Genomic DNA, 23,626 nt, shown 5'->3' with positions numbered 1-23,626 from the left:
TTTTTTATCATTTTTACTAAAAAAATATGTATTTTACTTATGAATGAACTTATCATACTATATTTTCAAAGGAACCGGTAGTGCTATAAATATTGGTTGAGAAAAGGTGGTTATACAATGAAAGTACCAGTAGTTGTAATGCGCGGCGGGACAAGTAAAGGTGTGTTCCTTAACTTTGAACATATGCCTTCGAATCACTCACACTGGGAAGGTTTCTTACTTGACGTGATGGGCAGTCCGGATCGGAGACAGATTGATGGTCTTGGAGGAGCGAATTCATTGACAAGTAAAGCAGCGATTATTAAAAAATCAGATTCACCCGAATTCGATGTGGAATATACATTTGCTCAGATCAGCATCGATAATCAAATGGTTGATTTTAAAGGAAATTGTGGAAATATTTCATCTGCTGTAGGACCTTACGCAATTGAGCAAGGATTAGTCCCTGTAAAAGAACCTGTTACAACGGTGAAAATTTTTAACGTGAATACACAAAAATTGATTATTGCAGAAGTAGAGGTTGAAAATGGACAAGTGAAATCAGAAGGATGCTGCTCAATACCTGGGGTGCCTGGTAAAGGATCACCTATTTATCTTTCTTTTACTCGTGCAGAAGGAGCAGTTACAGGAAAACTTTTCCCTACAGGAAATCCGATTGACATGATTAAGACCAAGGATCGACTAATTCAAGTTTCAATTATTGATGTTGCCAATCCACTCGTTTTTGTAAAGGCACAGGATATTGGTCTAAGCGGAACCGAATTACCCACTGATTATTCACAGGAAAAATTAAATGAACTGGAAGAAATTCGGTCAATTGCAGCTGAAATGTGTCAATTTTCCGATAAGAAATCAGCTACTGTCAAATCTCCTGCTGTACCTAAAATGACCCTAATTGCTCCTCCTATGGATTACGTCGATCTAAACGGATCGGAAAGAAAAGCGTCAGAGATGGATTTGATGATCCGAATGATGTCGATGCAAAAGCCTCATCAAGCGCTTGCTATTACAGGAGCCATCTGTGCTACAGCAGGGGCTTACTTACAGGAAACGGTTTTATCTGAGATGGTGAACATTAAACACGAAATTTTCCGATTAGCCCATCCTGCGGGGATAATGGAAACAAAGGTTGATTTCTTGGCAGGACACATACGTGCTATTAAAGTGGTACGCACAGCAAGAATCATTTTGGAGGGATACGTGTACACGAAAAAAAATTACGAGCTTTCCTCTCAATTAGCTTGATTCGAATTGATCTGCAAATTACAGCAAAAAAATTTTCTATCACTTGGGGGCTTGTCAAATGTGGGTCATCACTGTCTTTTTAAAAGAAAATATTAAAATATTTGAATTTGACACAGAAAAAGAAGCGAAAGAACTATTCAAAAATATGAAAGGCACTAAAATTCTTTCCGAAATTGTTTACTTCAATGATCCTTGTTTTGTATAAGTGAGACTTCAAAAGAGCCCAAACTCTAATGTATTTCACCTAAACCATGTCTTCAAATTTAATAATAAACTAGGATTGAGAATATAATATAAGTGAATTTCCCCAGATAAGCTAAAATCCCTATACAAATTAGGGTACAGATACTGAAACCAGATTTTTATGGTTACTATAGTATTTAAAAAAAGCTAATTGCTATCTATCATCTTGTTTAGAGAAAAATACCAATATACAAATCCAAAACCCTTTTTCATGCTGAATTTTAGCATCGGAGTGATAAATAGCAATATAACTGGTAAATCTTGATAAGTTAGAACTGACTTCATACTCGTTTATGCCCATCTGATCCATTCAAGCTGGTGCTGAACTCGAAAAGCTAGTAATGAAGAATCTTATTGTTTGGCCATCAGGACGCTTAAAGCTATACAATCACTCCACCTGAAAAAACTCCAATAGATAAACTGTTACTAAATTTGACCTTTTATATACCTATATGATATGAGTTTTAGTCAAAGCATAAAGACTTTTAATATGTTAAAATACCAAACAGCCAAGGACTTTTTTAAGCCTTGGCTATTTTTCATTCTTCTACTTCACGTATCTCTATTATTTTTTGGACACATTCTTATCTAATAAACCATTCAAGGAAAAGACTCAGTGATTATTGATCGTTTCAACCTTTTCTTGAGTATAGCGGGCTGCGGATGAACCAGCTAATTTTCCAAAGACAGCTCCAGACATTAACCCGGATCCACCAGGATAGTTTTCATAAAAAATCCCCCCAATCATTTCACCAGCCGCAAAGAGACCTTTTATCGGTTGTTCTTCTTTGTCTAACACATGACCCGTTGTATCTACACGCAAGCCACCGAACGAGAAGGTGATTCCGCACGTTACAGGGAAAGCATAGAATGGCCCTTGCTCAATTCGAAGGGCCCAATTGGATTTAGGAGGGGTAATTCCCTTCGTTCCTTTGCCATCTTTCTCTGCGGGTCTATACTCGCCATCTTGTACGGCACTGTTATACTCTTCGATCGTTTTCAGAAATTGTGTTTGATTGACCGGCAGTAAACTAGCCAGCTCTTCAAGCGTATCTGCCTTATAAATAGTCGCTTCTTCAAGGTCATATTCTTTACGCAGCATCGGGCGTACCTGTGCATCATAAATTTGATATGCCACATGTCCAGGCTGTTTTAATACCTCACGGCCGTATTTGGCATAGGTGTAATTTCGCAAATCTGCTCCTTCATCAACAAACCGTTTCCCTTCATTATTAAACATGACGCTGTACGGATAAGAATGCTTTTTAAAAATATCTCCCGGCTTCGTGAAGTCCCCTACTTTTGGCGCATTATAATCTGTCCCAATAGAATGACATCCAGACCACTGCCCAAATTTTTGAGCCCCGACTGCCATAGCCATGGAAATGCCGTCTCCAGTGTTGAACTCGGTTCCACGAACAATAGCCGCTTCCCATTCTTCACCAATATTTTCACTTCTCATTTTCTTATTGGCTTCAAAGCCGCCACAAGCCAAAATCACACCGGATGTCTGAACAGTTACCATTGTATGATCCTTCTCAACAACGACACCGGTTATTGTGTTATGCTCTGATACAAGCTCCACAGCACGTGAATCGTACCAAATGTCGATGCCAATTTCTTCTGTACGCGCAAAGAGCTGTCTCATTAAGCCAACGCCTTTATCCTCCGTTTTGATAGGCAGTCCTCCCCAGAAATTGCGCTTGCCATCTTGTACGAAAGATTGATTTTCATAATTCAATTCAAATTTTATTCCCTGATCACGCATCCACGCTATTGTTTCATACGATCTAGAAACCAGCTGTTTTGCTAACTCAGGATTACTTTGTCCACCTGTTACTCGCATTAGATCATTGTAAAAATCGGATTCCGTGTATTCAGGCATTACAATTAACTCGGATTCTTCATCTGTTAATTCAGGTATTATATTTCTGATTGCGTCTAAATTATTGTATGCAACACGAATGGCTCCATCCGTGAAGAAAGAGTTCCCTCCACGCTTTTCCACTGGTCCCCGTTCTAATACAAGAACTCTAGCACCTCCCTCTTTTGCTGAGATTGCGGCACATAAAGCTGCGTTTCCTGCCCCTACTACAACTACATCATAATTTTGTGTATTTGACATTTTTACCCCTCCTGTTAAGTAGTGATAACTCTTCATGTAAATAATAAGTGAAAATAATGAATAAAAATAATATTGTTTTTTTATTCATTGCCATAGAAAAATTTTATGAAAGAATACTGGAAACGCAAAACTATAGTGAGTCTATTGATTTACATAAAAAGATAGATTTCTTTTTTCATTAGTTGTATTATACTTTTAGAAATCAAATAAATTATCATTATTTATAATTACCCATAAATATTTTTTATGGTTAAAGGAGAAAAATTTTATGGATGAGAAAGACTGGCTTATATTAATTACTCTTTACGAAGAAAGAAATATAACAAAGGCAGCACAACGACTATTTATTTCTCAGCCAGCTTTATCCTATCGTATAAAACAGCTGGAAAAAGAGTTCAAAACAAATTTAATCTCTAGAGGCAAAAGAGGTGTCGAGTTTACAGTTGAAGGGGAATACCTCGTTCAATATTCGAAAAATATGCGTAAGCAATTAGGAGCTGCAAAAGAACACATTTCAAATTTGGATAAAAAAGTAAAAGGAACTTTGCGATTGGGTGTATCTGGCTTGTTTGCCCGATATAAACTACCAGTATTATTAAAAGAATTTCTAACCCTATATCCAGAGGTTGAAATCAGTTTGAAAACTGGATGGAGTTCTCAAATTCATCAAATGCTTCAAAAAGAAGAAGCACACCTCGGGATAGTTAGAGGTCCTTACAAATGGCAGGAAAATAAAGTGTTATTTCAAGAAGAAAAGATTTGTATTGCCTCCAGTAAAAAAATTGAATTAAAAGAACTTCCTTTTCTTCCTAGAGTTAATTATCAGACAGACCAATCGTTAAGGAATACTATTGAAAACTGGTGGCAGGAAACATTTGCGGTACCACCTAAGATTTCAATGGAGGTAGATCGGATTGAAACATGTAAAGAACTGGTTCTTAATGGTTTAGGATATGCCATTTTACCAGAAATCTGTATTAAAAATGATGAACCACTGTATACTTTCCCCATTGTATTAAGCGATAATAGCTATTTGCTTAGAGAAACTTGGGTTTTTTATCGGGATGTGACTATGGATTTGGCACAAGTAAAAGCATTTATTGATTTTCTTAATGATTCTAAGCAATAGAAACAAGACGAAACGAAGTAAAACTAATACAAAGGAAGAGAATGGATATGAAAAAGTGGGATTTAAATAATGCAAGCAAGACAACCCAATTTTCAGCTGCACTTCTAACTGCTCTTATTGGAGGCGGCCTTTTCTCTCTTATCAGGTTGCCAATCCCCTGGCTTCTAGGTCCTATGATAGCCCTATTAATTGCATCACGTTTCAAAAACGTTAAATTAATTTGGCCCGTTTCGATGAGAAATACTGGATTAATTATTGTAGGTTATTCAATAGGCATCTCCTTTACCAAGAGCTCACTGTCTGATATGATTAGTCACCTTCCCTCAATGTTGATCCTTACAACCTTAATTGTCCTTGTGTGTGCATGTTCGGCTTTTGTTATGTCAAAATGTTCCGGCATTGACTATCCTACCTCCTTAACGAGTAGTATTCCTGGAGGTTTGTCACAAATCGTTGTGTTTGCAGAAGAAATGAAAGGTATTGATATTACTACAGTAACCTTTTTCCATGTTACAAGAGTGATAATGGTTGTTTTCTTAGTTCCCCTTTTAATTTTCAGTCCCATTTTTGCAGCGAAAAGTACTAATGACTCATCTAAAATAATGGATAACGTTATTCCAGAGTGGAGTGATTTATTTCCTCTTATCTTTCTGTTCGCGCTTATTTGTTTTCTTGCAGCAAGAATAGGTAAAATATTTAAATTACCAGCTCCTTACTTTTTAGGACCAGTAATCGTTGCTGCTGCAATAGGCCTTTTTGGTTTGCAGGGACCACCACTTCCTCTTTCACTTCTTGATATATCTCAATTTATGGTTGGCGGTCATATCGGTTTACTATTAAAACCGGAACAACTTGACAACAAAAGAAAAACCTTATTATTCGCTTTGATGAACGGACTAATTTTGATCTGCGCAACAATGTTTTTTAGTTTTCTACTGACCCAGTATTATGATTTATCGACTATTACGGGTTTTTTAAGTTTAGCCCCTGGTGGAATGGATCAAATGGGAATCATCGCACAAGAAGTAAATGCTGATGTATCCACTGTTACCAGCTATCAACTATTTCGGATGGCTTTTATTTATGCCGCAGTGCCTCCATTACTAAAATTGGTATTAAAATTAAGTTTAAGAAAAAAAGACAAGAACAGTAATGTAAAACTAAATGTTAAATAAAAAAGGAGGAAGCTTTGCTCAAGGACACTGAAAAGTCTGATTTATAAAGAAAAGAAGGTTATCATCCACAATATTTAGATGATGACCTTCTTTTTTGATACTAAAAGTAGCATTAAATATTAAAAAAATTTCGTTATTGAATCACTTATCCTATGGCTTTATTTGCTCTCCTCCCCATTCTTTTTTAAAGAATAAATTATTTTGATACCAATACAAAAAAAATATGTATTTAACTTATTGTTCTCTCTGTATTACCTTTAATAAAGAAAAGCGCATAAGACTAGTGTAAAACTTATTAATCTACCAGTTAATTTTTCTGAAGAGTCACTAAATTATTTCTTAGTCATCCAGAAATCAATTGAAAGCGCATTCAAAATTTAGGAGGGGATTTAATAATGTTTCTTACAATTTTAGGCATCTCCATGGTTACCGTTTTTACCTATTTAATTATGTCCAAACGTTTATCACCCATTGTTGCTTTAACTTTAGTTCCGATCGTTTTTGCAGTAGTTGGTGGTTTTGGAAGTAAAATTGGCACGATGATGATGGATGGCATTAAGCTAGTCGCTCCTTCTGCAGCTCTATTATTATTCGCCATATTGTTTTTTGGTATTATGATAGACACGGGCTTATTTGACCCACTTATCAAAAAGTTATTAGAAGTTGTCAAGGGAGATCCTGTCAAAATTTCGATAGGTACCACAATTCTTGCACTACTCGTGGCCCTAGATGGAGACGGTACAACAACGTATATCATTACTGTTTCAGCTATGTATCCACTTTATAAACGAATCGGTATGAATCCATTGGTTTTAGCCACAGTAGCCATGCTAGCTTTAAGTGTTATGAGTGGTATGACCCCCTGGGGTGGACCTGCTACCCGAGCAATAGCAGTATTGGGACTTGATGCATCTGAATTTTTTGTTCCACTTATTCCTACCATGATCGGTGGTGCTATTTGGGTTATTTTCGTCGCATTTATTTTAGGGAAAAAAGAACGTAAACGACTGGGTGTAATACACATAGAAGAGTTGAAAAATGAAATAGCTGCTACTGTAGAAAATGAAGCCACTGAAGCATTTCCTCATATTGACATTAAACGTCCAGGTTTTTTGTGGGTTAACTTATTAATTGTGGTAGGCATTATGGTCATTCTTATTATGGGATTGGTACCTTCCCCTATTTTATTTTTGGTCGGTTTCGCTATTGCTTTAATGATTAACTACCCTAATCTGGAAATGCAAAAAAGACGTATCTTAGCACATTCTGGAAATGCTCTAATTGTTGTTCTATTAGTCTTTGCGGCTGGAGTATTTGCAGGAATCTTTTCCGGTACAAAAATGGTCGATGCTATTGCTAATGGACTGGTTGCGATAATACCTGCTTCATTAGGACAGTTTTTCCCTGTCATTGTTGGCATTACGAGTATGCCATTCACTTTCGTTTTATCGAATGATGCCTATTATTTTGGAGTTCTCCCTATTCTTGCAGAAGCAGCTTCAGCCTATGGTATTAGTCCGTTAGAAATTGCTCGGGCTTCTATATTGGGACAACCCGCTCATTTAATGAGTCCACTTGTTGCATCAACCATTCTATTAGTTGGTATGGTTGATAAAGACCTTGGCGAATATCAGAAATTCGCATACAAATGGGCCATCTTGACATCGTTAATCTTAACCGTATTAGCTATAATTAGTGGTGCTATTTCTTTTATGTAAATTATAAAAGTCCTTGTATACTTTTTTGCAAGGAAATAACCGCAGGATCCTTTCCAAAAGAGACTACTAAGGACTTTTGACCAATTGAACTAACAACTCTTGAAAGAAAAACTCGATGGCTGATATCATTAACAGAAAAATACATATTCTTCACATGTCACTCTCTAATATCCCATTTGAAAGACAATGAAGAAGAAGATGAAATTAAACCGCTCTTAAGTAAAATAGCCTAAATAGATGTTGCATCTGATAATGTTTGGGGTTACTACCTATGGAGGTTTTAAATAAATTAATGGAGAAGCTTTGGGATCGTACGAATGAATACGCAAAAGGTAAAATTGGTTCTTTGATGCTTATGACCAATTGCTCTTGTTACTATTTTTAATTCCTAAAGAAATTTTTAGTGAAGAAAAAATTGAAGTATCAATAGGGGATATTGAGCATGAAGAAATAAAAAATCTTTTACAGCTACTCGATCAAGAATCACCAACACCCCTTGTGTTGTCAATTACAGTCCAACCTAATATAGATTACTATAATAACAAACATATAAAGCAAAAATTGGCGGGAATGAGTCCGGTTCAATACCGCCTTCACACCAGCCAATTAACTGCTTTGTATAAACTCTAACTTTTTGGGGTCACACCAGTTTAACGTCCTACTTCGCTTTTACCTTGAATTGGGACACTTCTACTGTTCACCCATTCCATCAAGATTCTTTGACCCAAAGTTATCGAGCAATGCACGCACTTCATCTGTTGACTCTGTGCTCATTAATTGATTTCTTAATTCACTTGCCCCTCGAAACCCACGGACATATATCTTAAAAAAGCGATGAAGAGCCTTGAACGGGCGTAGCCCTAATTTTGAATATTTATCATGGAGATCCAGATGCAACCTTAAGAGATCAAGCAATTCCTTACTACTATGATCTTTCGGCTGCTTTTCAAAGGCAAATGGATTATTGAAAATACCACGCCCAATCATAATCCCATCAATACCGTATTGATGAGCGAGTTTTAAGCCAGTTTGACGGTCAGGAATATCCCCATTGATCGTCAAGAGTGTATCTGGTGCCACCTGGTCACGAAGTTTCTTAATCTCCGGGATTAGTTCCCAATGAGCATCTACTTTGCTCATTTCCTTTCTTGTACGCAGATGAATGGAAAGATTAACAATGTCTTGTTTCAATATGTGTGTTAGCCAGTCGTGCCATTCGTCTACATCCGTGTAACCAATCCTTGTCTTTACACTTACGGGCAATCCTCCTGCTTTTGCTGCTTGTATTATTTCTGCCGCAACTTCTGGACGACGGATAAGGCCACTTCCCTTCCCATTCTGTGCCACATTAGGTACAGGACAGCCCATATTGATATCCACACCCCGATAGCCTAGTTTCGCCATACCAATACTCATTTGCCGAAAGTATTCAGGCTTATCCCCCCATATATGAGCTACAATTGGTTGTTCATCCTCTGTAAAAGTCAAACGCCCACGCACACTATGGATGCCCTCTGGGTGACAATAACTCTCCGTGTTTGTAAACTCTGTAAAAAACACATCAGGTCTGGCTGCTTCACTCACTACATGGCGAAAAACAACATCCGTCACTTCTTCCATTGGTGCCAGTATAAAAAAAGGTCGTGGTAAATCACGCCAAAAATTATCTATCATATTCAAATTCAAATCCTCTCATAATGGGATACCAGGCCAACCCCTTATCCCAAAATTAAAAAAGCAAAATGTACCTGCTTCTTTTACACTTATACCATGCTTAAACGCATTTTATCAAACTGATCAAAAATGTTTATTTTCACGAAATCGGGGTTTGTATCGGAAATATTTATTATAACTTCACAAACTCTGTACCACAACCAAAATATCTCCTGCTGAAATCCACCCCATCAACCAGCATTCCACTGTTCGAGTTAAAATAAAGGTTTGCTAAAAAGACTGAAAAGAAAATTGGAAGAAAACTGGATTGACAAGGGGTTAAAAGGATAAAGACCCCGAAATCGCAAAAGTATTTTTTAACGAAATCAGGGTCGGACTGGCAAATGTTTATTTTAACTAACAAGAGCGTTTTTTTATTAGACATCTTAATTAGACATCTTCAATTCCAAATCCGTCACGACTTCTACATGTCCAGAGTCTATTTGGCAACACATGGGGTGCTCGGGAGATAATTTTTGATTAATAAATCATCCTGATAAATATTCGTACACCGCTGCAAGTGCTACATTACGAAAAAAAGGGGTTGTTTTCAATGATGATAGGTTACGCAAGAATTTCAACGATTACGATATAATAAGGATATTAGCAAGTTGAAGTAAAATCAATCAGGACATCAGATAGAAATACTTAGTTGAATAACTAGGATTATCTGAATTCCCATTATCTCTAGGAGGTACATATTTGAAACAAACTAAATCGAATAAAGGTTGGTTAAGTCTTGGGGCAATCGGTTTATTTTTTCTTGGGAAAATGAAATGGTTGTTTGCATTATTAAAAATAGCAAAAGTAGGTTCGTTGATTTCTATTTTTATCTCATTAGGAGCGTATGCACTGGTTTACGGTTGGAAATTCGCTGTAGCTCTTATCTATTTAATTTACATCCATGAAATGGGTCATTTACTTGCTGCTAAGAGAAAAGGAATCAAAACATCTAATGCTATTTTTATACCGTTTGTTGGAGCTTTAATTTCCCTCAAAGAAGAACCAAAGAACGCAAATCAAGAAGCTTATCTTGCCTTCGGAGGTCCTTTATTAGGTACATTAGCTTTTCTACCAGCCATTCCCCTATTTATTATGACCGAAAATCCGTTTTGGCTATTGGTTATTACACTGGGGGCAATGATTAATCTATTTAATCTAATGCCTGTACATCCTCTAGATGGAGGACGTATAGTAGGAGTCATCTCTACTAAGATTTGGGTATTAGGGATTATCGGAATGGTCGTATATATGTTCTTCCATCCAAATCCATTTTTAATTCTTTTCTTGTTATTAGGTATTACAAAGTGGTGGAAAGAATTCCGCAGCGAGATAACTAGAAATCAAAGAGATAGCGTAATCGAATTCAATCAATTTGGTTTAGAGCAGCTAGAGGAATATGCAGGTGCGACAGAAGAAGAAAAAATTCGCCTGTTTAATATTTGGAATGTGGAATTAAATCAACTAAGTCAGAAGCTAAACAAAACGAAGACTTGGCATATCCCACTCCTAGAAGATAATAAGCTAAAAGAAAGCCAAGTGAACGAGTTAAAAGAAAATATATATAAGTCATTAGTTGATGCTGCTAATTCGAATGAATATCAGTACGGACCGACCGATTTTGAAAATATAGGCACGTATGAACGAACGGTTGCAACTTTCTTTAAAGAAGTGCAAGAACAAACAGAAATCAGGGATAAAGAACAATCTTATTACTCATCGAGTCTAAAAACAAAAATCATCTGGTTCTCATTATATATTGGACTCGCAATTTTCTTAATGTTAACAAGCTTTTATGCTGGTGATTTAATGGAACAATACAAAACGTTTTTGCCTTAATTTATTACTAAGGGGACCTATTATGATGGTCCCCTTTTAACTTATACGATTTATTGTTGTTTAGGCATTGTAAATCATTAATATTGATTGTGTACACATAAAAGAGACCGCTTGTGTTTAACGGGTTCAGTTTTCGAGTACAACAAGAGAATTCGCATAAGTATTAGCACCGATTTAATATATAAATTTGTTGCTTTATTTTTGTTGGTATAGTAGTAAATTGATATTTCTTTACATTTGGCAAGTCAAACTCAAAAGTCAGCTCCAGAGAGATTCTCCAAGGAGGCTTCTTTTTCTTGTTTTAAAGTCGGGTCTCCATTTTCTTAGAGTACATTAATTTATTAGCATTTTATCTAAATCACGAACTTTATCATATGACTCCAATAGTTGTTCAGGTATTAATGTTCTCCCATAATCCCAAGCATTAGTTTCTATTTCAGATTTTAGCTTTTCTTTTTCTTCTTCGTGACCATACATTAAAATCCTTAAATCATGTTTGTTTTTCTTAAAATCTAAATAATAACCAATCATACGATAAAGAATAATTTTAACAAAGTCTTCCTCTGTCTCTTTAATTCTAATTTTCCCTTTATAACCGTTAACTTGAAGGTAATTGAATTTTATAGTATTGGTCGATACGTTATAACTCATAGGTGCACTTAGATTATTGTCAAATTCATAAATAATATCCAAATTGTGCTCATTTAATGTGTTATTAATTATCTTTTCGATATCGCTTATATAAAGCATTTAACTATCACTTCCCTTTTAAAGACTTACTTCATTATAGTTGTAGATTAAGTTATTCTTCCATTATCAATATAATAAACTGTTGAGATATTAAAATCACACAGTTAAAAACAAAGGAAATATTTACTATATATACTGAAGTGGAGGGTAAGTCCTACGAGAGGTGTGATTAATCCCCTAAAAGAACCCCTAATAGGAAAGGAATTTGCTTTTAATTACTCTTCCATACTTTCCTCCTTCTACTTATTTCGCTTTAAAGCTTACCATCATTGGTTTTAATTCTTCTTGATATTGTTCTACCATCATTTCAAGTGAAGGCATTGTATTATACTTTTCAAGCCAAGAAACGTAATGAAGTGCTACATTATGCGCAATATCAAAGTAGTGGACAGGTTCGTTGTAACCACTCTCTCTGTGAGCTGAAAATTTATCTCTGAAGTCTTTCATCGTTTGCCAATATTTTGCATAGTCTTCATGCGTCATGTTCAGAGCTTCCAAGAAGTATTCCCGTGCATGGTATTTGGTAGTAAAGGTAATCCAACACATTATAATAAAGTGGAGTCTACCTAAGAATATGATTATGGACCTTAGAAAAGCCAAAAATACGGTCTTATTTTTAACATCCATCGTGAGCAGAATAAGCAAAAGGCTTTACCTACAGTTCCTTGAAATATTAATTATTACAAATAATTGTCCTGTAATACGTTTTAATCCTTCTCTATCCGCCACCAATTGAGTAAATAATACATAATGAACTATATCTTTAAAAACAAAAAAAGACCCAAATCCTTGTTATATCAAGGATTTGAGCCTTTGTTAGTTGATGACCTGTGAGGGATTCGAACCCACGACCCCTTCCCTGTCAATTTTGTTTCAATAAAAACTGGTAAGTGCTTTTGTTTAAAAAAGGTTGAAGTTGAAGTATTAAGTCTGCTTCTTTTTATATACAAAAAAAGAATAAATGGTTTTTGTCCCTAAATAGAAATATAATTTAGTAGATATATGATAAGTAAGTATGAAAAGGTGGAGTTTTATTGGATATTTTATGGTGGGGATTAACAATCGTCTTATTTGCTTTAAGTTTTGTAGGAATTGTCTATCCTATTATTCCCTCGGTTGTTGCCATTTGGGGAGGATTTGCAGTTTATCAATTCCTCATTGATTCTGATGAGTTATCCTTATGGTTCTGGATCAGTATGGTTGTGTTGAGCGGTGTATTAATCGCGGCCGACATTATCGCAAATAGTTATTTCGTTAAAAAGTATGGGGGGTCAAAAAAATCCGAGACAATAGCAGCTATTGCCACGATTGTTGGGTCATTTGTCTTCCCTCCTTTTGGAATAATTCTCGTACCATTTTTAGCAGTCCTCCTTTCGGAATTAATCATTCAAAAAGATATAAGGAAGGCTACTAAAGTTGGGTTTGCTACTATAATCGGTTTTTTAGGCGGCAGTTTAGCCAAAGTATTAATTCAATTATTGATGATCGTTTTTTTTATTTTAGCGGTAATTTTTTAATTACTTATCAACGGCTTCAAATTAGGAAAAAGCTGACTTTCAACAGTCAGCTTTTTCTATGAACAGAAGTCCGGATTGACTTATCCGGTACAAGATAATAAGAGAAAAAAGTGATGGAGGAAAAGGAACTATTAGTGAGATAAGTAGATTGAAAGGATGTCACTTTAGGCGATAATTTGCACTTATTTTAAGTGCCATTTTACACATGCAACTTTAAAACCCAGCTACCTTCATAAGAGAAGATTAGCAGGGTTTCTTCATTATTACTGCTTTTCTAAATATCGATAAATCGTTGTTCGAGATACGCCCCATTTTTCTGCGACGTCTTTAATCGGTGTACCATTTTCAATTAGGGACTTCATCATTTCAATATCTTTCGGTCCAAATTTTTCAGGACGTCCACCAAGACGACCACGTGCTCTAGCTGCAGCTAGTCCGGCAGCCGAACGTTCCTCAATTAAATTACGTTCAAATTCCGCAAATAAATGAAACATCAATTGACCAGTGGCATTGCTTTTTTCCATTGTTAAATTTTCTTGTAGACTGTGGAAGCCCACACCACGTTCATTTAAGTTATTCACAATTTGAATTAAATCTTGCATATTGCGTCCTAATCGATCCTATCGCCAAACTACAATCGTATCGCCTTCACGTGCATACTGAAGTGCTTCCTCTAAACCAGAACGCTGTCTTTTTGCCCCACTCATTTTATCATGAAAAATTTTGGAACAGCCATATTGCGTAAGTCCATCTGTAAATGTAAATTTTGTAATCCCGTCGACACACGTGCATATCCAATTAACACTCAAACGCCAATCCCTTATAGATATGGGATTGGCGTTTTGGCGTACTTCTTAAAGTTACAAATATGTTAAGTTCATTTTATAAACAACATTTCAAGAAATGTTTTTCAATTCCTCTGTTAATCGTAGGAATTCTTCTTTGTTTTGATCCTGTAATGACTGGTCAATCTCTTTTCGGATTTGCTCTTTTCGGAAATCAAGAAGGGCTTTGTTTATCACCATTTCAGCAAATTCAGAATCCTTGACGTTTATTTCAGGTTGTGGTGGTGTATTAGCCAAATTCTTTTCCATAGGAAACCAACTCCTTAACCTTTTTTCTATTATACCAAAAGTTTTCAGATTATTCAAATAATTAAACGAGTAGTTCCAATGAAATAATCCGTTTGCTCAATGAAAATGAGTAAGTGAAAAATATAATTGAAAAAACAGGTAACAAGAATGACTATCTATAATATTAAGAAGAAAATATGAATTTGTGTAATTGTACAATTGTGTAGTTGTGTTAGAATTACAAAGTACAAATAAAGCCTACATCCCGGTAGGCTGATACTTCTGGTTGTTACTTTCCAATTATCCAGTTGAAAAGCCTATATTCTTTAAATATATATAAGAACAATTAGTTGCCTAAATATAAAGCCTGTATCTTAGATTACCGAGTAATCATTGATACAGGCTTTTTTTATACTCCTTCTTGAACTAAACCAGCTAATAGGATGTCAATATCTTTCTCTAAAATTTTCATTTCCCTTATGATATACTATTTTTGGCCACGCCAAATACCCCTCCAAAACCCTTTTGGAAGGATTTTTCTCTGTTTCACAAAACCGTTAATTAGGCTAAATCTAGGAACGTTTCTTTTCTCTTTAATAGAGCGTAAATCCAATGAAGAACTTATTCATACAGGCAACGATTGACACTTTGGCCGGTCTTCCTTCTGATTTTTTCTTATCATAGAATTCTTTAAGCTTTATGTTCCTTGAACTTCTTATGCCGCATAGTACGGCAAGATACAGAGAATGACGTAGTCTGGTAAAACGCCGCCCTTAGTGAACGTGTACTTATATCAACGGTACTAATGCTTATATTCCATGATAAAAGAGCTGCTGGCTATGCCAACAGCCCTTACTTATCATTTTTTATTTTGTGTCTCTAAAGAAAGATGATTAAAGACAGTAGTTGAATTCCATACATTTAACCCTACACGCCCATTGTTAAAAGTCGTATCAGACTTTTCTAGGATCAGATTATCATCCAAATAAGTTTGGATGATACTGCCTTTTGCTGTAACTTTTAATTTGTATGTTTGATTAGGATTAAGTACCATATGTTCTTCCTGTAGAACTTCAATCTTCCCATCTACAATTTTAAACAATTTCAATATATCATTACGTACATCCACTGTAGCTATATAACCATTTTCGGCTTTTTCATCTGCTCGGAATAAAAGAGCTCCAGCTCCCTCGTTTAATACCTTCACCTCGGTTTTGTATGTGAAATCACTTGCGGTTTGAGAGGCAACTATAAAGCTGTCAGCATCGCTGCGGCCTTGTTTCCCTTCCCTAGTGTCTCCCCATTCACCATTGATTGTAGTCCATCCAGATAGATTGGAAACAATCGGACTGCTTCCCCATATACTTTTTAATGTATACATATCAAGAGAGTGTAAATGAGCAGTACCGCCAAGACTATAAAGTTCGACACCCTGATTCTCTGGTGATGAGAAAATTTGATCAGTTATCACTTGTTTCCCTTCATTAACAAACACTTCGATGGACGAACGATCTAGAAGAACTTTCAATTTCACTTTTCCATTTGTATTTTGTACGGGGGCTTCATGTATTTTTTTAACATTTGGACCAAAATCATATCCTGAATGGGTTCGGTCAATAAACACTGTTTCATTGCTAGGGTTGTATCCAATGGTCGTATATTGTCCATTACCATTTCTTACTTTAAATCCAACTTCACTTGCTTTATTTGCTGAAAATTCCGCTTCGATTTCTAACGTATCTCCCTTAATATTTTTCAATAGATTTTCACCAGGGATAATAGATTGGTTGCTTAACTTAAGACCTTTATCTCGTAAGGTTAATAATTGTTGTACAGGTGTTTGTTTCAATTGTAACCCCTTCTTTGTCTGCACTAACGATAATTCACGTGGAACAGTGGTTGAGCTTCTCCATGGGGAAGTTGGGGTGTCGTTCGCATATTGCCAGTTACTCATCCATCCCAACCATAATGGGTTGCCTTCATTCCCAGTATTACTCCATGTCACACCTGCATAAAAGTCTGCCCCATAATCCGTCCATAGAACCTTGTCTGACGAATTATTATTCGTGAATTTTTTTCCATCAAAGTCACCCACAAAGTATTGCATTCCTGAACCCCCGGCTGCTGCTCCATCATTTATACTTACAGACAACACCCACTTTTTCTTATTCGGATTCCCTTCAACCGGCACCTGAATTAATTCTGGACATTCCCACACTCCGCTATAAGATCCTTGTGTCCCTTCTGTCCATTCACCATTTATAAAGTCCCATTCTTTAATCAAGCCCTTTTGCTTACCTACGAATGGTGTATCAGTCTTAGTTGGATCATTGTCAACAACAATAGGCAGTGACCCCTGATTGTATACATGAAAATCGTCCACATTAATGTGTCCCCAACCTCCAGTTTTATTGTCCACCACTTTCATATAGACGGTCTCTCCAATATATTTTGAAGCATCCCATGTCACACGGCGATACTTTTCATCCTCCGCCCACTTGGTGTTTTCTGCACGAATTAATTCCTTATTATCAGAGGCGCGGACGAGCGCTACATAAAGGTTTTTATCATATCCCCCACCTATCAAGAAATTAATTTCGCCGCTTCCCCCCAGTGTAAAATGGGAAGATCGAATCGAACCGGTTGCATCATCACCTTTTTCTGCTGTATATCCCCATAAATGATATTTATTCTGTTGTCCGAATGAACCACCCCAATAAGAAGTAGCTTTTGTAACATTTGCTGCCCCAAAAGCATCACCGTCAAGTACGTTCCATCCCTCTAGACTTCCTGACTCGAAATCAGGATTAGCAATATTTTGTTCCTTTGCCACAATGTAATTTTCTTTATTCACGTCTTGAAAGGTTACATTTGAATTACTGACAGTTAAACCAAAATGCCCGCTCTCATACGTTGTATCAACCTGTTCTATGATTTCTTTATTATCTATCAATACCTTTATCTTGCTGCCATTAGTATAAACAGAAACATCATACACTTGATTTGAATCAATACTTATGGATTTTTCAGCTAAGATAGTAGGTCTATCGTTTTCAATTTTTAAAAGACTAACCTTACCCTTCCCAGCATCCAATTGGGCAATGTATCCATTTTCACCGTTTTTGTCAGCTCTGAAAAGAAGTCCACCTCTCGCACTTTTCCCATTTAGTATAACGTTCGCTCTATATCCAAATTGATCACCAACCTGTGAAGATACGTAATTACCGTTTGTTTTAGAATTCCCTACCTTCCCTTCCAACGTACTTTCCCATTTTCCATCTATAGCTTTCCAGCTAAGGATATTTGTTTTAAAGTTTGTCGCATTTTTAAAGAAAACATTCCTAAAAACAGAAACAGCATTTCTATTATATAAGCCAAAATTCCCACTTTCATACGAATTATCCGTTATTTTTATAACCGGGTTGTTTCCTATAGAAAGTTTTATGAAATCCTTTTTAGTTTCCACTCTCAACTTAGTTGAGTCTTCATCCCTCACTTTAATTTTCTTTTCCTGAAGGACGATTTTCTTTCCATCAACCAATTTGCTTAAAGTCACTTTCCCGGATTTGGCATCCAATCCAGCAAGATAAGCATTTTTTAAGGTAGAATCAGAACGAAAGACCAGTTCCCCGGAACCTTTTCGACCATTTTTTTCTCGTACACTTATATCCGCTTCATAAACAAAGTCACTGCCTGTTTGTTTGGATAACACTGATCCATCCTTATCTAGGCTTGTGGCTTGCACCGATGTAGGATCAACACCAAATGAACTCCCGTAGCTCCAGTCCTTTAAATTGGGTGAAGTGTAAATCATAACATCGTTTTTCGCTGCAAGCGTCATCACCCACTTTTTTGATTGATCATGCCAAAAAACCTTTGGATCCCGCCAATCTGAAATAGGAGGATTCGGCATAACCGGGTTCCCTTCATATTTTTTCCATGTTCTTCCTTTATCATTGCTATAAGCAAGACTTTGCACTTGCTTTGCCCCATCAGCATGAGTAAAAATCGCCACCATTGCTTCTTTTCCAAATCCTGCAGTATTGTTATAATCAATCACTGCGCTTCCTGAGAATATCATTCCATTTTCATCTGGATACAGAGCAACAGGCAAATGCTCCCAGTGAACTAAGTCTTTACTGACCGCATGTCCCCAATGCATAGGACCCCATTTAGAACTATAAGGATCGTTTTGATAAAAAAGGTGGTATTCCCCATCATAATAGACCATCCCATTCGGGTCATTCATCCAACTTGCTTCAGGTGAAAAATGAAATTGATTTCGGTTACTTTCATTATAATAGTTTGAATCGGCTGCAAATGTCGGAACAACTAGGATTAATGCTAGAGTACAAATTACACCACATGCTAAAAGTTTTTCTATTGCTTTTTTCAACGGCCTCACACCTTTGCAATTTGTTTTACTTTATAATGATTGAGACTGGCTTCTTAATCGGTCAATAAGAACAGCAGCAATGATCACACCGCCTTTAACAACAAGTTGCCAGTAATATCCAACATCCATTAACGTTAGTCCATTGCTTATTACACCCATTATTAAAACTCCTATAATGGTCCCTTGTATTCTCCCAACACCACCCGTTAAACTCGTGCCGCCTAATATTACTGCGGCAATAGCATCAAGTTCATACCCTAAACCTGCTGTTGGCTGTCCAGAAAATAATCGACCTGCCAGAACAACACCCGCAAGACCCGCTAATAGCCCGCTTAACGAATAAACTTTCATTAAAGTACGCTCTACTTTAATACCTGTAAGACGTGCCGCTTCCTCACTTCCACCAATTGCGAATACATGACGACCAAACATAGTATATTTCAAGACAAAGAACATACCAATATACACAATAACCATGATATAGATAGGAGTGGGGATTAAAAACAGCCGACCAGCTCCTAAAAATTTAAACAAATCTGACTCCACAACAATAGGGTAGCCACCGCTAATCACGTATGCAAGCCCTCTTACATATGTGAAACTTCCAAGGGTGACAATAAAGGCTGGCAATTTAGTTTTTGCTGTAAAAAATCCATTTACAAGTCCAAAGAAAGCCCCCACTAAAAGTCCTGCAGAGATTGACACCAACGGATGTACTCCCGCTTGGGAAATCATTACGGAAACAACACCTGATAAAGCAACAATGGCACCTACAGATAAATCAATTCCGCCTGTTAAAATGACAAGCGTCATTCCAGCTGCCAGTACACCATTTATGGACACTTGTTTAAGTACATTTAACAAGTTCGACATCTCCAGGAAATTTGGTGCAGTAAAAGCCAGCACAACACATAATAATACTAAAATAATGAGCATTCCTAAGCGATTCCAAATTTGTAGAGCTTCCTTTCCATATCGGGCTTTATCAGTGGTCACAACCGTTGTATTCGCTTTCATTTTCATTGCCCCCCTGTAGCAAAAAACATGATTTTTTCTTGTGTTGCTTCTTGCCTTGTTAAATGCCTTTGTAATTTACCTTCATGCATTACCAGAATTCGATCACTAATTCCCAAAATTTCAGGCAGCTCGGAGGAAACTACTAACACTGCCAATCCAGCTTCAGCTAACTTTGATACAATTTTATGAATCTCTGTTTTTGCCCCAATGTCCACACCTCTAGTTGGTTCATCGAGAAGTAGCACCTTTGGACCAATCGAGAGCCACCGTGCGATGACAACCTTTTGCTGGTTTCCACCGCTTAAATTGGCAACAAGCTGTTCAGACGAAGAAACCTTTACTCCTAATTCTTTTATAAGGTAATCTGCTTTTTGACCAATTTCTTTCCAGTTCAATTTACCAGCTTTGCGAAATTTTTTTAATTCATTCATAATAATATTTTCTTTGACACTCATGTTCAGAAACAATCCTTGCTCCTTTCGACTTTCCGGCACATGGGCAATTCCATGTCGGATTGCATCATTCGGAGAGGTAATATTCACTTTTTCTCCATTAACCAGAATTTCACCACCTGTTTTTTGAGAAGCTCCAAAGATAGTTCGAATTAATTCGGTTCTACCTGCCCCTACGAGACCAGCAAGTCCTACAATTTCTCCAGGATATATTTTAAACGAAACATTTTTCACAACCCTTTTATCAGATATTCCATTTATTTCGAGGGCGGGCTTCGTGTCATCGACACGAGAAGTAGCTACTTTTGTGTGCCTCTTAAAAAGGGAGTTTAATTCCCTTCCGACCATTAACTTTACAAGATGCTCAGGATTTGTTTCCTTGATTGGTCCACTATTTATCCACTCGCCATCTCTTAGAACGGTATACCTGTTTGAAATTCGAAAAATTTCATCCATTCGATGAGAGATATAAACAATAGCAACACCTTTCTTTTTTAAATCCTCAATTATCTCAAATAACTTTTCAATTTCTTTATCAGTTAACGACGCGGTCGGCTCATCCATAATTAACACGTCTGCCTTATATGAAAGAGCACGAGCAATTTCTACAACTTGTTGCTGTGCCACACTTAATGTGGCTACTATCGTTTTGGGATTTAATTCAGATCCCATTGAATGTAAAATTTCTTTTGCTTTATGATAAACATCATCCCATTTAACCATGCCAAATTTATTTTCAGGAAATTTAGTACCCATTAAAATATTTTCACTTATTGTCAAATTTGGAGATAGCTTCAGTTCTTGGTGAATCACACTAATTCCTTGTTTCTTCGCTTCCACTGGACCACTCCAAGTGACAGAATTATTCTTATATATGATGCTGCCACCATTTGCATCAGGCTGATAGATACCTGATAATATTTTAATAAGTGTAGATTTCCCTGCTCCATTCTCCCCCATTAATGCATGAACTTCCCCCTTATAGAGTTCAAGATTAATATTTTTTAAAACAGTAACTCCTGAAAATGTCTTACTGGTCCCTTTCATTTTGAGAATGGGAGTGGGAGAGTCAGATACCGAAACAACATCATTCTCAATTAATTGTACACTGTTCACATTATTGTCCCCCTTAATGAATTAATTTCTTAAAAAAGATAAGATCTTCTAAGGAAGATCTTATTCAGCATCTCATTACCAACCTTTATAGTTGTTCACATTCTCTTGAGTAACTAATTCAACAGGAACTTTGACTAACTTGTCTACTTTCTTTCCATCCAACACATTTTTCCCAATTTCCAATGCTTTTCTCATCATCTCATCTGGATGCTGTGCAGAAGTAGCTGTAAAACTTTTTTTCTCTTTTAAAGCTTCGACTGCTTCTGGAGCACCATCTACACCCACTATAAAAAATTCCTTCTCACGTTCTGCTTGTTCTTGAGCAATCTTTACTCCAAGTGCTTCAGGATCATTAATAGCAAAAATTGCATCAATAGAGCCTTTCGAATGTGCTTGCAAGATATTTTCTGTTGCAGATAACGCTTTTTCTCTATTTCCTTCTCCATTTTGTTTAGCAATCACCTTAATCTCTGATTTCTTAATCGCTTCTTCAAAACCATTTATACGATCAGTAACTGCAGATACCGGTGGTCCTTCAATTATTGCTATATTTCCTTTCCCTTTTAATTGTTTGATCATATACTCACCTGCAATTTTGCCTGCTTGGTAATTGTCAGATGTAACGACACTGTCCACTCCGCCTTCTGCAGCTACATCAACTGCAATAACCGGGATACCCGCTGATTTGGCTTGTTGTACTGCCGCAGCAATTCCTTTTGAATCGACTGCATTTAAAAGAATTAAATCAACTTCTTTTGTAATGAAATCTTCAATTTGAGAAGTTTGCTTCGCCAAATCATAGTCTGCACTCACCGTAATTAACTCAGCCCCCATTTCTTTTGTCGCTTCTTTCGCTCCTTTTGACATAGAAACAAAGAAAGGATTAGAGAGCGTTCCTAGTGTTAACCCTATTTTTAATTTTTGGTCACTTTTATTTTTTTCAACACCTCTCGCACTGTTTGATTGTGAATCTGATCCTGTATCAATTACGCTACAAGCAGTCAAAACAACCAGAAACAACATGATAATCAGAATAAATGACGATTTTAGATAAGTTTTCATAAAATCCTCCTGTTTTTTGAATTTCGCCTGTTATTGAGTTAGATTCTTAGTTAAAAAATGTATCACCTCCCCACTATACATTTGGAATCGCTTTCATAATTGATCATTTATGATTTTTTTTGACCAACTATGATTATATATGACCATTTTATGAGAATCTTAAATAATTGTCAATGTTTTCTAAAAATTTAGAATTCTTTTAAAAATAATGTATTGCTCTGCTTAATCGTGTACAATTACGATGTACACTGTGATGGAGGTAGATTTTTTTGTACAGTGAAGAGAGAAAATTAAAAATTATTGATTTTATTACTAACTATTCTAGAGCCTCAGTCCAAGATTTAAGTGATTTTCTAAAAGTATCGCAATCAACGATTCGAAGAGATTTGAAAGAACTTCAAACAACTAACCAGATTCAAAGAACTCATGGGGGAGCTGTTTCTTTACAAGCTGTTAATTTTGAACCAAAGATTATGGATAAAGAAGTTGAATATGTACAAGAAAAAAAAGCCATTGCAAAAAAAGCTGTTGAATTTATAGACGATGGAGATACAATTCTTTTAGATGCTGGAACAACTACTCTGCCAATCCTCGAAGATCTTCAACAGTTTTCCCAGTTAACAATAGTCACCAATTCCATACTGATTATGAGAAATTTCAAACCCACTGCAGGTATAGAAATATTGTTTTTAGGCGGAAGCCTGCGAAATGAAACGCTTGCATCGGTAGGATCATTTGCTGAAAACAACTTGGAAATGATCCGTGTGGACAAAGCTTTTGTGGCAATAAATGGTGTTCATTTAACTGAAGGTTTGACAACACCAAATTTAATTGAAGCTAGGATAAAAAAATTGATGATCCAGAATGCACAGCAAGTTTTCCTATTAAGCGACTCTAGCAAAATGGGAAAGGTCTCTTTTGCAAAGGTTGCAGACTTGCATGAAATTGACAAATTTATTGTGGATGATCGACTCCACCCTTCCTTTAAAAAATCATTGGAAGACCTTGGGGTTGAGGTTATTTCTGTTCATACTCGACCTTGAAGCTATTTAACAG

18 protein-coding genes and 2 pseudogenes are annotated in these 23,626 nt (G+C 36.4%); 9 read left to right on the top strand and 11 right to left on the bottom strand.

Annotated elements, in window-relative coordinates; genetic code table 11:
• Nucleotides 1–117: 117 nt before the first annotated feature.
• Nucleotides 118–1,245, top strand: a complete 1,128-nt coding sequence (locus ACDZ29_RS21010) for a 2-methylaconitate cis-trans isomerase PrpF family protein (protein ID WP_375088553.1) — start codon at nucleotides 118–120, stop codon at nucleotides 1,243–1,245.
• A gap of 58 nt (nucleotides 1,246–1,303) precedes the next feature.
• Nucleotides 1,304–1,450: a hypothetical protein gene (locus ACDZ29_RS21005; protein ID WP_169803979.1), complete on the top strand. Its 147-nt coding sequence runs from the start codon at nucleotides 1,304–1,306 to the stop codon at nucleotides 1,448–1,450.
• Between the two features lie 651 nt (nucleotides 1,451–2,101).
• On the opposite strand, the gene tcuA is transcribed toward ACDZ29_RS21005, so the two are convergent.
• On the bottom strand, nucleotides 2,102–3,613 hold the full coding sequence (gene tcuA / locus ACDZ29_RS21000) for an FAD-dependent tricarballylate dehydrogenase TcuA (RefSeq protein ID WP_375088552.1): 1,512 nt from the start codon (nucleotides 3,611–3,613) through the stop codon (nucleotides 2,102–2,104).
• A 268-nt stretch (nucleotides 3,614–3,881) separates the two neighbouring features.
• On the opposite strand from tcuA, the gene ACDZ29_RS20995 reads away from it, so the two are divergent.
• The 4 genes from ACDZ29_RS20995 to ACDZ29_RS20980 all read left to right on the top strand — a co-directional run bounded on the left by ACDZ29_RS20995 (nucleotide 3,882) and on the right by ACDZ29_RS20980 (nucleotide 8,265).
• Nucleotides 3,882–4,742 carry a LysR family transcriptional regulator gene (locus tag ACDZ29_RS20995; protein ID WP_144478282.1) on the top strand — a complete coding sequence of 287 codons (861 nt, stop codon included), beginning with the start codon at nucleotides 3,882–3,884 and terminating at the stop codon, nucleotides 4,740–4,742.
• A 47-nt stretch (nucleotides 4,743–4,789) separates the two neighbouring features.
• A complete protein-coding gene (locus ACDZ29_RS20990; protein WP_375088551.1) occupies nucleotides 4,790–5,917 on the top strand; it encodes an AbrB family transcriptional regulator in 1,128 nt (375 codons plus the stop codon).
• Between the two features lie 395 nt (nucleotides 5,918–6,312).
• The gene (locus ACDZ29_RS20985; protein ID WP_375088550.1) at nucleotides 6,313–7,635 is read left to right on the top strand and encodes a CitMHS family transporter; all 1,323 of its coding nucleotides are present in this window, start codon (nucleotides 6,313–6,315) and stop codon (nucleotides 7,633–7,635) included.
• Between the two features lie 369 nt (nucleotides 7,636–8,004).
• Complete coding sequence (locus tag ACDZ29_RS20980) at nucleotides 8,005–8,265, top strand: IS3 family transposase (RefSeq protein WP_375088549.1); 261 nt, start codon at nucleotides 8,005–8,007, stop codon at nucleotides 8,263–8,265.
• A 60-nt stretch (nucleotides 8,266–8,325) separates the two neighbouring features.
• Here ACDZ29_RS20980 and ACDZ29_RS20975 read toward each other — a convergent pair whose 3' ends face one another.
• Nucleotides 8,326–9,309, bottom strand: a complete 984-nt coding sequence (locus tag ACDZ29_RS20975) for a tRNA dihydrouridine synthase (RefSeq protein WP_375091187.1) — start codon at nucleotides 9,307–9,309, stop codon at nucleotides 8,326–8,328.
• 810 nt (nucleotides 9,310–10,119) lie between these two features.
• Between ACDZ29_RS20975 and ACDZ29_RS20970 the strand changes: the two genes are divergently transcribed.
• Nucleotides 10,120–11,187 (top strand): site-2 protease family protein, encoded by a 1,068-nt coding sequence (locus ACDZ29_RS20970; RefSeq protein WP_375091186.1) that lies wholly within the window; start codon nucleotides 10,120–10,122, stop codon nucleotides 11,185–11,187.
• Between the two features lie 333 nt (nucleotides 11,188–11,520).
• On the opposite strand, the gene ACDZ29_RS20965 is transcribed toward ACDZ29_RS20970, so the two are convergent.
• Together ACDZ29_RS20965 and ACDZ29_RS20960 are read right to left on the bottom strand one after the other, a co-directional pair.
• Complete coding sequence (locus ACDZ29_RS20965) at nucleotides 11,521–11,937, bottom strand: hypothetical protein (protein ID WP_370014657.1); 417 nt, start codon at nucleotides 11,935–11,937, stop codon at nucleotides 11,521–11,523.
• 243 nt (nucleotides 11,938–12,180) lie between these two features.
• Nucleotides 12,181–12,420 carry a hypothetical protein gene (locus tag ACDZ29_RS20960; protein ID WP_375088548.1) on the bottom strand — a complete coding sequence of 80 codons (240 nt, stop codon included), beginning with the start codon at nucleotides 12,418–12,420 and terminating at the stop codon, nucleotides 12,181–12,183.
• Between the two features lie 551 nt (nucleotides 12,421–12,971).
• Between ACDZ29_RS20960 and ACDZ29_RS20955 the strand changes: the two genes are divergently transcribed.
• A complete protein-coding gene (locus ACDZ29_RS20955) occupies nucleotides 12,972–13,454 on the top strand; it encodes a DUF456 domain-containing protein (protein WP_375088547.1) in 483 nt (160 codons plus the stop codon).
• Nucleotides 13,455–13,717: 263 nt separating this feature from the next.
• Here the strand turns inward: ACDZ29_RS20955 and ACDZ29_RS20950 are convergent.
• The 7 genes and pseudogenes from ACDZ29_RS20950 to ACDZ29_RS20920 form a co-directional block, all read right to left on the bottom strand.
• Nucleotides 13,718–14,259, bottom strand: a pseudogene (locus ACDZ29_RS20950) (recombinase family protein).
• A 91-nt stretch (nucleotides 14,260–14,350) separates the two neighbouring features.
• Nucleotides 14,351–14,548 (bottom strand): IDEAL domain-containing protein, encoded by a 198-nt coding sequence (locus ACDZ29_RS20945; RefSeq protein ID WP_289316812.1) that lies wholly within the window; start codon nucleotides 14,546–14,548, stop codon nucleotides 14,351–14,353.
• A 540-nt stretch (nucleotides 14,549–15,088) separates the two neighbouring features.
• Nucleotides 15,089–15,297, bottom strand: a pseudogene (locus tag ACDZ29_RS20940) (IS110 family transposase); the annotation flags it as partial.
• An 89-nt stretch (nucleotides 15,298–15,386) separates the two neighbouring features.
• Nucleotides 15,387–18,923, bottom strand: coding sequence for a GH32 C-terminal domain-containing protein (locus tag ACDZ29_RS20935; protein WP_375088546.1), 3,537 nt, complete (start codon nucleotides 18,921–18,923; stop codon nucleotides 15,387–15,389).
• 30 nt (nucleotides 18,924–18,953) lie between these two features.
• Entirely contained in the window at nucleotides 18,954–19,940 is a 987-nt protein-coding gene (locus ACDZ29_RS20930; RefSeq protein ID WP_375088545.1) for an ABC transporter permease, read from the bottom strand.
• 2 nt (nucleotides 19,941–19,942) lie between these two features.
• A complete protein-coding gene (locus tag ACDZ29_RS20925) occupies nucleotides 19,943–21,439 on the bottom strand; it encodes a sugar ABC transporter ATP-binding protein (RefSeq protein ID WP_375091185.1) in 1,497 nt (498 codons plus the stop codon).
• Nucleotides 21,440–21,583: 144 nt separating this feature from the next.
• Nucleotides 21,584–22,570: an ABC transporter substrate-binding protein gene (locus ACDZ29_RS20920; RefSeq protein WP_375088544.1), complete on the bottom strand. Its 987-nt coding sequence runs from the start codon at nucleotides 22,568–22,570 to the stop codon at nucleotides 21,584–21,586.
• A gap of 269 nt (nucleotides 22,571–22,839) precedes the next feature.
• Here ACDZ29_RS20920 and ACDZ29_RS20915 point away from each other — a divergent pair, with 269 nt between their 5' ends.
• Nucleotides 22,840–23,613, top strand: a complete 774-nt coding sequence (locus ACDZ29_RS20915) for a DeoR/GlpR family DNA-binding transcription regulator (protein ID WP_370014652.1) — start codon at nucleotides 22,840–22,842, stop codon at nucleotides 23,611–23,613.
• Nucleotides 23,614–23,626: the final 13 nt, after the last annotated feature.

It is taken from the genome of Peribacillus sp. RS7, from assembly GCF_041956845.1.
Lineage (GTDB): Bacteria > Bacillota > Bacilli > Bacillales > DSM-1321 > Peribacillus.
Note: the sequence above shows the minus strand (reverse complement) of the source record. Positions and strands in the feature narration are given on the sequence as shown.